Annotated in this window: 11 protein-coding genes and 1 riboswitch; of the genes, 7 read left to right on the top strand and 4 right to left on the bottom strand. The window is 67.5% G+C overall.

The features are described from left to right. Window positions 1-4: 4 nt before the first annotated feature. Window positions 5-787 (bottom strand): adenosylcobinamide-GDP ribazoletransferase, encoded by a 783-nt coding sequence (gene cobS, locus CIT37_RS26725; RefSeq protein WP_028142434.1) that lies wholly within the window; start codon window positions 785-787, stop codon window positions 5-7. Beyond that, on the bottom strand, window positions 784-1,287 hold the full coding sequence (gene cobU, locus CIT37_RS26720; RefSeq protein ID WP_095426505.1) for a bifunctional adenosylcobinamide kinase/adenosylcobinamide-phosphate guanylyltransferase: 504 nt from the start codon (window positions 1,285-1,287) through the stop codon (window positions 784-786). The genes cobS and cobU overlap by 4 nt, the downstream gene beginning before the upstream one ends. A gap of 121 nt (window positions 1,288-1,408) precedes the next feature. On the opposite strand from cobU, the gene cbiB reads away from it, so the two are divergent. Further along, window positions 1,409-2,350 (top strand): adenosylcobinamide-phosphate synthase CbiB, encoded by a 942-nt coding sequence (cbiB, locus tag CIT37_RS26715; protein ID WP_049806524.1) that lies wholly within the window; start codon window positions 1,409-1,411, stop codon window positions 2,348-2,350. Between the two features lie 11 nt (window positions 2,351-2,361). Then, window positions 2,362-3,327 carry a threonine-phosphate decarboxylase CobD gene (cobD, locus tag CIT37_RS26710; RefSeq protein WP_161966553.1) on the top strand — a complete coding sequence of 322 codons (966 nt, stop codon included), beginning with the start codon at window positions 2,362-2,364 and terminating at the stop codon, window positions 3,325-3,327. On the opposite strand, the gene CIT37_RS26705 is transcribed toward cobD, so the two are convergent. Next, window positions 3,316-4,764: a cobyric acid synthase gene (locus CIT37_RS26705; protein WP_095426507.1), complete on the bottom strand. Its 1,449-nt coding sequence runs from the start codon at window positions 4,762-4,764 to the stop codon at window positions 3,316-3,318. The genes cobD and CIT37_RS26705 overlap by 12 nt on opposite strands. A gap of 5 nt (window positions 4,765-4,769) precedes the next feature. Next, window positions 4,770-5,405, bottom strand: a complete 636-nt coding sequence (cobO, locus tag CIT37_RS26700; protein ID WP_028142439.1) for a cob(I)yrinic acid a,c-diamide adenosyltransferase — start codon at window positions 5,403-5,405, stop codon at window positions 4,770-4,772. A gap of 40 nt (window positions 5,406-5,445) precedes the next feature. Next, window positions 5,446-5,665: riboswitch (cobalamin riboswitch) on the top strand. A 94-nt stretch (window positions 5,666-5,759) separates the two neighbouring features. Between cobO and CIT37_RS26695 the strand changes: the two genes are divergently transcribed. The 5 genes from CIT37_RS26695 to CIT37_RS26675 are packed head-to-tail and all read left to right on the top strand — an operon-like array spanning window position 5,760 to window position 12,202. Then, complete coding sequence (locus CIT37_RS26695; RefSeq protein ID WP_028142440.1) at window positions 5,760-6,134, top strand: DUF1636 family protein; 375 nt, start codon at window positions 5,760-5,762, stop codon at window positions 6,132-6,134. Continuing rightward, the gene (gene cobW / locus CIT37_RS26690) at window positions 6,131-7,165 is read left to right on the top strand and encodes a cobalamin biosynthesis protein CobW (RefSeq protein ID WP_028142441.1); all 1,035 of its coding nucleotides are present in this window, start codon (window positions 6,131-6,133) and stop codon (window positions 7,163-7,165) included. Before CIT37_RS26695 ends, cobW begins: the two co-directional genes overlap by 4 nt. Further along, a complete protein-coding gene (cobN, locus tag CIT37_RS26685; RefSeq protein WP_095426508.1) occupies window positions 7,165-10,413 on the top strand; it encodes a cobaltochelatase subunit CobN in 3,249 nt (1,082 codons plus the stop codon). The genes cobW and cobN overlap by 1 nt, the downstream gene beginning before the upstream one ends. Next, window positions 10,410-11,573: a precorrin-3B synthase gene (gene cobG, locus CIT37_RS26680; protein WP_095426595.1), complete on the top strand. Its 1,164-nt coding sequence runs from the start codon at window positions 10,410-10,412 to the stop codon at window positions 11,571-11,573. Before cobN ends, cobG begins: the two co-directional genes overlap by 4 nt. Continuing rightward, window positions 11,573-12,202: a precorrin-8X methylmutase gene (locus tag CIT37_RS26675; protein ID WP_028142444.1), complete on the top strand. Its 630-nt coding sequence runs from the start codon at window positions 11,573-11,575 to the stop codon at window positions 12,200-12,202. Before cobG ends, CIT37_RS26675 begins: the two co-directional genes overlap by 1 nt. Window positions 12,203-12,204: the final 2 nt, after the last annotated feature.

The raw sequence follows: 12,204 nt of genomic DNA, 5'->3' as shown, positions 1-12,204 counted from the left end.
GAGATCAGCCTCCCATCCGGAAGGATGCCGCGACCAGCAGAATGAGAATCTCGCCGATCTGCTCGAACGCACCGAGGATGTCGCCGGTCTGCCCGCCGATCTGGCGCACGGCAAGCCGCGCCAGCAACAGGCCGGCGAGCGACAGCAGGATCAGGCCGACCAGCGCCTTGCCCGGCCCCAACGCGAGAGCGAGCGCGAGCGTTCCAAGAGCGAAGGCGATGGCGACGCTGCGGCCCGGCGGCGATCCCGCGCTCGCCGACAGCCCGTCAGGCCGCGCTGGCGGTACCAGTGACATGAAGGCCGGCACGCCCGCGCGGGCGGCGGCGTGCGCGGCGCAAAGCGCAAATGCCACCAGCAAGGGATCGGCGATCGCCGCGAGTGCGCTCCAGCGCAGGCCGAACGACAGGATCAGCGCGCAGACGCCGTAGGTCCCGATCCGGCTGTCGCGCATGATCTCGAGCTTGCGCTCGCGCGTGCGGCCGCCGCCGAGCCCATCGGCCGTATCGGCAAGACCGTCTTCGTGCAGCGCGCCGGTGATGAGGGCGGTCGTGGCCAGTGCGAGCAGGGCGGCAATGTTCGGCGTCAGTCCGAAGCGGATGGCGACCTTGTAGACGAAAGCGCCGGCAAGGCCGACCAGCAGTCCGGCCACGGGTAGCGCCCATGTCGCACGCGCGACGGCGCCATCGGCCGCGGGCTTGGACGATGCCACGGGAAGGATCGTGACGAACGACGCCGCCATCCTGAGATCGGCGACCATGTCCTTGAAGAGTTCGGAGCGCGGCATCATTTCAATTTCATGGGCAAACCGGCGACGACGAACTCGACCTCGTCGGCGGCTTCGGCGATGATCTGGTTCATGATGCCGGCGGCGTCGCGATAGCTGCGCGCCAGCGCGTTGTCGGGGACGATGCCGAGACCGACTTCGTTGGTCACGAAGACGACGGGGCTTTTCAGGCGGGGCAGGGCGGCGGCGAGTTCTCCGACTTCGCGCTCCCAGTCGCGCTCGGCATGCATCAGGTTGGAGAGCCACAGCGTCAGGCAGTCCACGAGCGTTGCGCCGCCACCGTCGGTCGCGATCAGCGCGGGGACGAGATCGAGCGGCACCTCGCGCTCGATCCAGTCCGTTCCGCGGCGCGCGCGGTGCTTGGCGATCCGCGCTTCCATTTCGCTGTCAAGCGCCTCAGCCGTCGCGACATAGACGGGCCGCCCGGGGAAGGCGCGCGTGCGCATTTCCGCACGCTTGCTCTTGCCCGATCGCGCTCCGCCCGTGATCAAGATGACGGCCATAAAGGTCTCCTGTAAGCCTGACTAATCACCAAACGCGGCCAAAGACAAAGCCGAAATCAGCCGGGCGGGGGCTTGCACTCTGCCTTCGCTTTGCGCAACAGGGGCGGGACAGGAGGCGTGTGTGGGCTTTGCGGGCGCGATGGTGGTGGCGATGGCGGTGGATGCCCTCCTGGGCTGGCCGTCTTGGCTGTTCGCGCGGATCGGTCATCCCGTGACCTGGCTGGGTCGGCTGATCGGTGCAATTGATCGCGGCTGGAATCGCGGGTCAGATCCGCCGGCGCTCCGCCGCGCTGCTGGTGTCGCCGGATCGCTCCTGGTGATCGCATTTTCCGTTGCGATCGGCTGCGCGCTTCAGGCCTTGCTTTCCTCGAGTTGGATCCAAATCGTGCTGGTCGGTATCCTGGCCTGGCCGCTGGTTGCGCTGCGCTCGCTGCATGATCACGTGGCCGCCGTCGCAAATCCATTGCTGGCTGGCGATATCGCCGCCGCGCGCGACGCGGTTTCGCGGATCGTCGGCCGCGATCCCGCAGCGCTCGATGAAGCCGGCATCGCGCGCGCGGCGATCGAGAGCCTTGCGGAAAATGCCTCCGACGGCATCGTGGCGCCGGTGTTCTGGGGCGCGTTGTTCGGCCTGCCGGGCATCCTCGGCTACAAGGCGATCAACACGCTGGACTCCATGATCGGCCATCGCAACGAGCGGCACGAGGCCTTCGGCTGGGCGGCGGCGCGCATCGACGATGTCGCCAATTTCATTCCGGCGCGGCTGACCGGATTTTTGTTCGTGCTGCTAGCGCCGCGGCGATCGGAGGCGTTGTCGTGCATGACGCGCGACGCACGGCGTCACCGCTCGCCCAATGCCGGCTGGCCGGAGGCGGCCATGGCGGGGGCGCTTGGCGTCCGGCTCAGCGGCCCCCGCATCTATCACGGCAGCGCGACCGACGAGCCTTGGCTCAACGAGGGCGCGCGCGATCCGCGCGCCGCTGATATCGCCGAGGCACTGACGGTCTACCGCCGCGCCATGGTGCTGCTCGCTGGCACCCTTGCGATCCTGGCTTTCGCATGAAAGAACGGGACATGCGCGAGCACGGTGGAAATCTGGATCTGGCACAGCAGCGTTTCGGCGGACGCGCGGAAGATTGGATCGATCTGTCGACAGGGATCAACCGGCTGCCTTATCCCGTCGGCGAGATCGATGCGCACTATTGGAATGCGCTGCCCTCGCAATCCGACATCAACGCCCTGCATCAGGCGGCGCAGCATGCCTATCGCACCAGCGCACCGATCGTTGCGATGGGCGGCGCGCAGGCTGCCATTCAATTGCTGCCGCGGCTGTTACGAACCGGCCGCGCCCGCATCCTCGGACCGACGTACAATGAATACGCAGGGGTTCTGTCGGCCGCAGGCTGGGATGTCCAGGAGGTCAGGGAACTCGACGCGCTGGCGGGCGCGGATCTTGCGGTGATCGTCAATCCCAACAACCCCGGCGGACAGCATCGTGCACCAAAGGATCTGCTCGCACTGCTGCCGCGCGTCGGCCGCCTCGTCATCGACGAGAGCTTCGTCGACGCCGTTTCGCAGCTGTCGCTTGCATCGGAAGCCGATCGACCGGGACTGCTGATCCTGCGCTCGTTCGGAAAGTTCTATGGCCTTGCCGGCCTGCGGCTCGGCTTCGCGATCGGCAATGCCGCCGACATTGGCAAGCTTGCGTCGATGTCGGGTCCATGGCCGGTTTCGGGAGCGGCGATCGCGATCGGCTGTCGCGCGCTGCGCGACGACGCCTGGGCTGAGACCACGTCAGCGCGACTTGCCCGGGACTGTGTTCGCCTCGATGCCATAGCGCAAGCGCAAGGCTGGATGCTGCTTGGGGGGACGCCGCTGTTCCGTCTCTACGAGACACCCGACGCGCTCGCCGCGCAAGACAGACTGGCACAAAGCCAGATCTGGTCGCGCGTCTTTGCGCAAAAGCCGACATGGCTTCGGCTCGGGCTTCCCGGCAGCGAAGCCGAATGGATGCGCCTTGCCGAGGTGCTAGCGCGCTAGCGCAAGCAGACCTTCGACGTCGAGATGCTTTTCGATGTGGTCGGCGAGCGCATCGAGCGCACTCTCGACCCGGGCGTGGTAGGGCTCGTTGCCAGCGGGAATGTCGAGCTTTGCGAGGTACGCCTTGCGGAAATCATCCGACGTGAACAGGCCGTGCAGGTAGCTGCCCTGCACGCGGCCATCGCGCGAGATCGCGCCTTCGGTCTCGCCGTTCAGTGTCGCAAACGGGCGCGCACGATCGGGCCCATCGGTACGGCCGATGTGAATTTCGTACGCCTCGATCGGCTGATCCGTAGCGGCATGCACAGCCGTAACCCGCGTCAGCGTCTTCTGCGGACTCATCACCGTGTCCACATCCAGCAGCCCGAGCCCCGCCGTGTCGCCCGCGGGACCTTCAATTCCCTGTGGGTCCGCGACGCTGCGTCCCAGCATCTGATAGCCGCCGCAGAGGCCGAGCACATAGCCACCCCTGCGGTGATGCGCGAGCAGATCGATGTCCCAGCCTTGCGCGCGCAGGAAGGCGAGATCGCCGCGGGTGGACTTTGAGCCGGGGATGATGACGAGGCGGACATCGCCGGGGATGGCTTCGCCGGGGCGTACCATCACGAGATCGACGCCCGGCTCGAGCTTGAGTGGATCGAGATCGTCGAAATTGGCGATCCGCGACAGCGCGAGGCAGGCGATCTTGCATTGGCCCGGCTTGCGCGCATCGCTGAGGCCCTGCGCATCCTCGGCCGGCAGCTCGCCGGCGCGGGCGAACCAGGGCAGCACGCCAAGGCCGCGCCACGCGGTCTTTTGCTCGATCAGCCTGTAGCCGTCGTCGAACAGGGTGGGATCGCCGCGGAACTTGTTGATGACAAAACCCCGGATTATCGCGGCATCGTCGGGGTCGATCACCGTCTTGATGCCGACGAGCTGGGCGATGACGCCGCCGCGGTCGATGTCGCCGATCAGCACGACCGGCACGTCGGCCTTGCGCGCAAAACCCATATTGGCGATGTCGGCCTTACGCAAATTCACCTCGGCCGGACTGCCGGCGCCTTCCACCAGCACTAGATCGGCGCGTGCCTTCAGCCGCTCAAAGCTCTCCAGCACCGCGCCCATCAGCGAGGGCTTCATCGCGGCGTAGTCACGCGCGCGCGCAGTCGCGATGCGCTTTCCGTGGACGATCACCTGCGCGCCGACATCGGTCTCGGGCTTGAGCAGCACGGGGTTCATGTCGGTGTGCGGTTCGACGCCTGCTGCCAGCGCCTGCAGCGCCTGGGCGCGGCCGATCTCGCCGCCATCGATGGTGACGGCGGCGTTGTTCGACATGTTCTGCGGCTTGAACGGCAGCACGCGCAGGCCGCGCCGCGTGAAGGCACGCGCAAGGCCTGCGACGATGAGCGACTTGCCCACGTCCGAGCCGGCCCCCTGGATCATCAATGCGCGCGCCATCGAACTCAGAACTCGACGCCGGCCTGCGCCTTGATGCCGGAGCGGAAGGGATGCTTGACCAGCGTCATCTCGGTGACGAGATCGGCGATCTCGATCAGCTCGTCCTTGGCGTTGCGCCCGGTGAGGACGACATGCGTCATCGGCGGCTTCGAGGTGGTCAGAAACTCGACGACCTCGGCGATGTCGAGATAGTCGTAGCGCAGCGCGATGTTGATCTCGTCGAGCACGACCATGCGCAAGCTCTCATCGAGGATCAGCTCCTTGGCCTTCTCCCAGCCGGCGCGCGCGGCGGCGATGTCGCGGGCGCGGTCCTGCGTCTCCCAGGTAAAACCTTCGCCCATGGCGTGGAACTGGCAGAGGTCGCCGAAATGGCCGGTGAGCAGGCGTCGCTCGCCGGTATCCCAGGCGCCCTTGATGAACTGCACGACCGCACAGGGGAAGCCATGGGCGACGCAGCGGACGATCATGCCGAAGGCCGAGGAGGACTTGCCCTTGCCGGCGCCGGTGTGGACGATGATGAGGCCCTTTTCGCCGCTCTTGGTCGCCATGATCTTGTCGCGGGCGGCCTTCTTCTTCGCCATTTTCGTGGCGTGGCGGGCGTCGGTTTCCTCGGCCGTTTTTGTATCCGGTTCAGGCGTCATCGGTCCCGGTCCTTCGGCTTGACAAGTGGCGGCCACCGGCAAATGGTGGCCCGGCGTTGGTTCCTGTCCTATGACAGGCGAAGAGGGAATGCGATAGGGTCCGAATCGGCAAGATTTGGGTCCAAAATGCAGCCGCCCCCGCGACCGTGACCGGAGAGATGCCCGAAGCCACTGATTCCCGCGGGAATCGGGAAGGCGGGGATCGAAGGGCAAAACCCTGCTCCGCAAGCCGGGAGACCTGCCAGCGCGGACGAGTTTTGGACCGGCGGACGGGGTGTTCCGCGACGGGGAAACGGGCCTTCTGAAGAATGGTCCGTGTGCCTCATCGCCTCCCGCTGTTATCTGGAAGAGGCGATGACCGTCACACTTCACGTCTGCATCACCTGCCGTGCCGGCGAGACGCCTGGCGAGGGCGAGGCGACGCCCGGCAAGCGCCTGCATGGGGCGATCCTCGACGCCGGCGTGCCCGAGGGCGTCAATGTGGTTCCCGTCGAATGCCTGTCGGCCTGCAATCAGGGCTGCTCGGTCGCGCTCAGCGCGCCCGGCCGCTGGTCGTATGTCTATGGCCGCCTGTCGGATGCGAATGCGCGGGATGTGGTCGCGGGCGCCGCGGCTTATGCGGCGGCGCCGGATGGTCTCGTGCCCTGGCGCAGCCGGCCGGAAATATTCCGCAAGCAATCGCTTGCCCGCATTCCCCCCATTGCCGTCGTGCCGGAGGCCGCCGAATGAACTCGCTCGCAAAAGTCCCTGTGACGGTGGTCACCGGTTTTCTCGGCTCCGGCAAGACGACGCTGATCCAGCATCTGCTCAGCAATGCCGGCGGCAAGAAGCTCGCGGTGCTCGTGAACGAGTTCGGCAGTGAGGGCGTCGACGGCGAGATATTGAAATCCTGCGCCGATGCCAATTGCCCGGAGGAGAACATCATCGAGCTCGCCAATGGCTGCATCTGCTGCACGGTCGCCGACGATTTCATCCCGACCATGGAAAAACTGCTGGCGCGGCCCGTGCGGCCCGATCACATCCTGATCGAGACCTCGGGCCTGGCGCTGCCGAAGCCGCTGCTGAAGGCGTTCGACTGGCCGGAGATCCGCTCGCGCATCACCGTCGACGGTGTGATCGCACTTGCCGATGCCGAGGCCGTCGCCGCCGGCCGCTTTGCGCCGGATCCTGATGCCGTCGAAGCGCAGCGGGCGGCAGACCAAAATCTCGATCACGAGACGCCGCTGTCGGAGGTGTTCGAGGATCAGATCGCCTGCGCCGATATCGTGCTGCTGACCAAGGCCGATCTTGCGGGCGCGGCGGGGCTTGAAGCGGCCAAGGCGGCGATTATTGCCGAGATGCCACGCCGCGTGCCGATGCTCCCCGTGACCGACGGCGCGATCGATGCGCGCGTCATCCTCGGTCTCGGCGCCGCCGCCGAGAACGATCTCGCCGCGCGCCCCTCGCATCATGACGGCGAGGAGGAGCACGAGCACGATGACTTCGCCTCCGTCGTGGTCGACCTTCCTGAAGTCGCCGACGTCGATGCGCTGGTCGCATCCGTCCAGAAGCTGGCACGCGAGCAGAACGTGCTGCGGGCCAAGGGTTACATCGCGGTCGCGGGCAAGCCGATGCGGTTGCTGCTGCAGGCCGTCGGCGAGCGCGTGCGCCACCAGTTCGACAAGCCGTGGGGTGCCGGTCACAGGCGGTCGAAGCTCGTCGTGATCGGCGAGCACGGCGATATCGACGAGGCCGCCATCAAGGCAGGACTAGGTATCTGATGCACGTCGTCTTCCGCGAGAGCCGCGGTCTGGAGGAGACCGCGACGCCAAGGGATATCGGCCAGGACCCGGCCGATCTCGTGGTGCTCTCGTATTCGGATTCGGATCTCGCGGCGTTCGCAGCCGGCTGGCGGCGTGGCCGCGAGAACCTGCCGACGCTGCGGCTCGCGAACCTTGCTGAGCTGCGTCATCCGCTGTCGGTCGACACCTATATCGAGCGCACGCTGTCGCAGGCGCGCGGCATTCTGGTGCGGTTGATCGGCGGGGAGTCCTACTGGCCGTATGGGCTTGCGGCCCTGCAACAGCTTGCGAAGGACCGTGGCATTGTGCTGGCCGTGCTACCGGCCGATGGCCGTGACGACACGCGGCTCGATGCATACTCGACCTTGCCGGTCTCGACGCTGCGCCGGCTCAAGGTGCTCTGCGACACCGGCGGCCCGGTCGCGGCGCAGGCCGCGATTGCACAGCTCGCGCTGGCCTCGGGCCTCTATGCCGGGCCAGTTATCGGCGAGACGACCGCGCCCGAGATGGGGTTCTACGATCCCGCGCGTGGTGTCATTGCTGCGCCGGTGGGCGGCGAGGGCAGGCCGCGCGCGCTGGTGACGTTCTATCGCTCCTATCTCACCGCTGCCGACACCGGCCCGGTCGATGCCCTGATCGCGACGTTGCGTCAGAAGGGATTTGACACTTGTGGCGCGTTCGTCACGTCGCTGAAGGCTGCGGGCGTTGCGGATTGGCTGCGCGCGTATCTTGCGCAAAATCCTCCGGCGGCGATCGTCAATGCAACGGCGTTCTCGGCCATGGGCGACGACGGCACGACACCATTCGACGCCGCATCCTGCCCGGTGTTTCAGGTCGCGCTCTCCACCGCGCGGCGCGAGGACTGGGTGGACTCGCTGCGCGGCCTGTCGCCCGGCGACCTTGCGATGCATGTGGTGCTGCCCGAGGTCGATGGCCGCCTGTTCGCGGGCGTGGTGAGCTTCAAATCGGCGGGGATGCGTGACCCCGATCTGCAATTTTCGCGTCTTGCGCACGGCGCCGATGAAGGGCGCGTGACGGCCGTCGCCGCGCGCGTCGCGGCTTGGCGGGGCCTCGCGGAGAAGCCAGCAGCCGAGAAGCGCATTGCGCTCGTGCTCTCCAATTATCCGGGCCGGCCGCATCAGATCGCGCATGCGGTCGGTCTCGATGCGCTGGCTTCGGTCGAGGCGCTGGTGTCGGATCTCGCGGAGGCCGGCTTCGATGTTGCGCCGGTCCACACCCTTGGCGAGACGCTGCTCAAGCGGCAACTGACCTGGGACGTTGCCGATTACCGCGCGGCGCTTTCGCGCCTGCCGCAAGTCTTGCAGGATGATCTCGCGCAAGCCTGGGGCGCGCCGGAGGATGATCCGAGCTGCCAGGACGGCGTGTTTCAATTCGCGGCCGTCGCTTGCGGCAAGTCGATCATCGCGGTTCAGCCGGAACGCGGCGATGCGACCACGCGCGATATTGATTATCACGATCTCGCCCGCACGCCGCGCCACGGTTATGTCGCGTTCTATCTCTGGCTCCGGCAGCAGGCCTGCGATGCCGTCGTGCATATGGGCGCACATGGCACGTTGGAATGGCTGCCCGGAAAATCCGTGGCGCTGTCATCGCACTGCTGGCCGGAAGCCCTGATCGGCGATCTCCCAATCATCTATCCCTTCATCGTCAACGATCCCGGCGAGGCCGCGCAGGCGAAACGGCGCATTGGCGCCGTCACCATCGGCCATCTGCCGCCGCCGCTGGAAACATCCTCGGTGCCGGAGGCCCTGCGCCGGCTCGAACGACTTCTCGACGAATATTCGACCGCTGATGGTCTCGATCCCGCGCGCCGCCAACGGCTGATTGCCGCGATCCGCGACGAGGCGCGCGTGGCAGGCCTCGAAGACGATCTCGGTTTGGATGCCTCGGCCGCGCCCGCCGAAGCCATTCCGCGGATTGATCGCTTCGTCTGCGATCTCAAGGAAAGCCAATTCGGGGACGGCCTGCACGTATTCGGCCGCGGCGCCTGCGGCGAGGCGGAGCGCGGAGCGCTGCGCGCCGCGCTTGCCGGCCAGCGCGTTGCGCCGGGACCGTCGGGCTCGCCCTATCGCGGCCGTCAAGACGTGCTGCCGACCGGGCGCAATCTCTTTGCGGTCGATCCGCGCTCCGTGCCGACGCCGTCGGCACATGCGCAGGGGATAAAACTCGCCGAAGAGCTGCTGCGCCGCCATCTGCAGGATCACGGCGACTGGCCGAAGGGGCTCGTCGTCGATCTCTGGGGTTCGGCAACGATGCGCACTGCGGGCGAGGAGTTCGCGATGGCGCTGCATCTGGCCGGCCTTTCGCCGCGCTGGGATCACGCCTCCGGCCGCGTCACCGGTTACGACATCATCGCGCCGGCCGAGCTCGGCCGCCCCCGCATCGACGTGACGCTGCGCGTGTCCGGCCTGTTCCGCGACGTCTTCGCAGGCCTTGCGCAATTGTTCGAGGCCGCCTCCGAAGCGCTTGCGGCGCGCGAGGACGAGGGCGATGAGAATCCGTACCGCCACCGCGCCTCCCGCGTGTTCGCGCCGCGCCCCGGACAATACGGCGTGGGCCTATCCGCGATCCCTGATGCCTTCACGCCGGAGACCCGCGAGGCAGCCGGTGAAGCCTGGCTGGCGGCATCGTCCTGGGCGTTCTCGGCCGACGGCGAGATGCAGCCGAATCGCGCCGGCATCGAACAGCGCCTCGCTGCGGCCGATGGCTTTGTCCATGTCCAGGACTTGCCGGAGACCGATCTGCTGCTCGCGGCCGACTATGCCGCGCATGAAGCCGGCGTTGCGGCCGCGGCCGCGCATCTCGGCGCGGCAGGGCCGGCGCTCTATCACCTCGACACGACGCGTCCCGAGCAGCCGCATGCGCGCACCCTGACCGAGGAAATCGCGCGTGTCGTCCGTGCGCGTGCCGCGAATCCGGCCTGGATCGCCGGCATGATGCGTCACGGCTTTCGCGGCGCCGCCGAAATCACCGCGACGCTGGAGCACATGGCCGCTTTCGCGCATCTCGCCGGCACCGTGCCGCCGCATCTGTTCGATCTCTACTACGATGCAACGCTCGGCAATGATGACGTCCGCGCTTTCATGGCGCGTGAAAATCCGTCGGCGCTCGCCGCGATGGAAACCTGTTTTGCGCGCCTGCACGATGCGGCGCTTTGGCAAACGCGCCGCAATTCGATCGCCGCGGCGCTGCGGGAGGCCTCATGAGCGCGGCCACGGTCAAGGGCTGGTGTCCCGGCGCGCTGCGCCCGATGCTCTCGGGCGACGGGCTCGTGGTGCGCGTGCGTCCGTTCGGTGGACGGCTGGAAGCACCGCAAATTTCCGGACTTGCCGAGCTCGCCGGGCAACACGGCAATGGTCTGATCGACGTGACGAGCCGCGCCAATCTGCAGATCAGGGGCGTCAGTGAAGCAGGCCATCGACCGTTGATCGACGGCCTTGCACGATTGGCGCTGCTCGATCCCGATCCGGCCACGGAAGCCCGTCGCAACATCCTCGTCACGCCGTTCTGGCGCGCTGGCGACGCGACACAATCGCTTGCCGCCGAGCTGGAAGAAGCGCTCGAGGATAATTCGCTCGCGCTTCCAACGAAATTCGGCTTCGCCATCGATGACGGGACCTCGCGCGTGCTCGCCGGCGATTCCGCCGACATCCGCATCGAGCGCGATCGCACAGGCCGTCTCCTGGTGCGGGCCGATGGCGCAAAGCTGGGCCGCTCCGTCGCACGCGGAGAAGCCGTGAGCACGGCGCTCGCGCTCGCAAGCTGGTTCCTGGTCTCCGGCGGCGCGACAGGCGGGCGAGGGCGCATGGCGGCCCACATCGCGTCCGGCGCGGCATTGCCTCAATCGCTGCGCGGCGAGACCGAGCCCGCGCCCGTGATGGCCGCCTCGCGTCCCGGGCACTATCCGCAAGGCGCGATGGTCGGCGTCGCGTTCGGGCAGATGCTGCATACGACGCTGCATCAGTTCGCCGGTTGTGGACATGCGCTGCGCATGACGCCCTGGCGGATGGTGCTGAGCGAAGGCGAGCGCGAGATGCCGAGCGCCCCGGGCCTGATCACCGAGCCCTTTGATCCCGCGCTGCGCGTCATCGCCTGCAGCGGCGCGCCGCGCTGCCGCGAAGCCCATGCCGATACGCGTGCGCTCGCAGCAGCGCTCGCCCCGCGCATCGCCTCCGATGCGCGGCTCCACGTCTCCGGCTGCGGCAAGGGCTGTGCCCATTCCGGCACGGCCGCGGTCACGCTGGTGGCGACCCGCGCCGGCTTCGATCTCGTCCGTGACGGCTCGATCCGCGACGAGCCGGTGCTGCGCGGCCTGAACGGCGCGGACATCGTCAGCGATCCCTCCATTCTCGTGGGAGGAAACTGATGCCGCACACTTACGAGACCGACGGCGCGGCCATCTACCGGCAGTCCTTTGCGACCATCCGCGCCGAGGCCGATCTTGCCCGCTTCACGCCGGACGAAGAACAAATCGTGGTGCGGATGATCCATGCCGCCGGCATGGTCGGCCTGGAGGCGCATATCCGCTTCACGCAGGGCATGGCGACCGCTGCGCGCGCCGCCCTGCAACGAGGCGCGCCGATCCTGTGCGATGCGCGCATGGTCTCTGAAGGGATTACGCGCGCGAGGTTACCGGCAGCCAATGCCGTCATCTGCACGCTCGGCGACGAGGCCGTTCCAGCGCTGGCGCAATCCATGCGCAACACGCGTTCGGCCGCGGCGCTGGAGCTGTGGCGGCCGCATCTCGATGGTGCGATCGTTGCGATCGGCAATGCGCCGACCGCGCTGTTTCATCTGCTCAACATGCTGGAGAACCGTGACTGCCCACGGCCCGCGGCGATCATCGGCTGTCCCGTCGGATTCGTCGGCGCTGCCGAATCCAAGGCCGCGCTGATGGCCGATCCGCCGGCGCCGGCGCTGACGGTCGAGGGCCGCCTCGGCGGTTCCGCGATTACCGTTGCCGCCGTGAACGCCTTGGCGAGCCGGAGCGAATAGCG

Source organism: Bradyrhizobium ottawaense (assembly GCF_002278135.3).
In the GTDB taxonomy this organism is placed as follows: Bacteria; Pseudomonadota; Alphaproteobacteria; order Rhizobiales; family Xanthobacteraceae; genus Bradyrhizobium; species Bradyrhizobium ottawaense.
Note: the sequence above shows the minus strand (reverse complement) of the source record. Positions and strands in the feature narration are given on the sequence as shown.

Bases quoted from the DNA above. Each gene is read 5' to 3' on its own strand.
- CIT37_RS26675 (WP_028142444.1), top strand. From the start codon at position 11,573: ATGCCGCACACTTACGAGACCGACGGCGCGGCCATCTACCGGCAGTCC.
- cobD (WP_161966553.1), top strand. From the start codon at position 2,362: ATGCGCGAGCACGGTGGAAATCTGGATCTGGCACAGCAGCGTTTCGGC.
- CIT37_RS26695 (WP_028142440.1), top strand. From the start codon at position 5,760: ATGACCGTCACACTTCACGTCTGCATCACCTGCCGTGCCGGCGAGACG.
- cobU (WP_095426505.1), bottom strand. From the start codon at position 1,287: ATGGCCGTCATCTTGATCACGGGCGGAGCGCGATCGGGCAAGAGCAAG.
- CIT37_RS26705 (WP_095426507.1), bottom strand. From the start codon at position 4,764: ATGGCGCGCGCATTGATGATCCAGGGGGCCGGCTCGGACGTGGGCAAG.
- cobO (WP_028142439.1), bottom strand. From the start codon at position 5,405: ATGACGCCTGAACCGGATACAAAAACGGCCGAGGAAACCGACGCCCGC.
- cobN (WP_095426508.1), top strand. From the start codon at position 7,165: ATGCACGTCGTCTTCCGCGAGAGCCGCGGTCTGGAGGAGACCGCGACG.
- cobS (WP_028142434.1), bottom strand. From the start codon at position 787: ATGATGCCGCGCTCCGAACTCTTCAAGGACATGGTCGCCGATCTCAGG.
- cobW (WP_028142441.1), top strand. From the start codon at position 6,131: ATGAACTCGCTCGCAAAAGTCCCTGTGACGGTGGTCACCGGTTTTCTC.
- cobG (WP_095426595.1), top strand. From the start codon at position 10,410: ATGAGCGCGGCCACGGTCAAGGGCTGGTGTCCCGGCGCGCTGCGCCCG.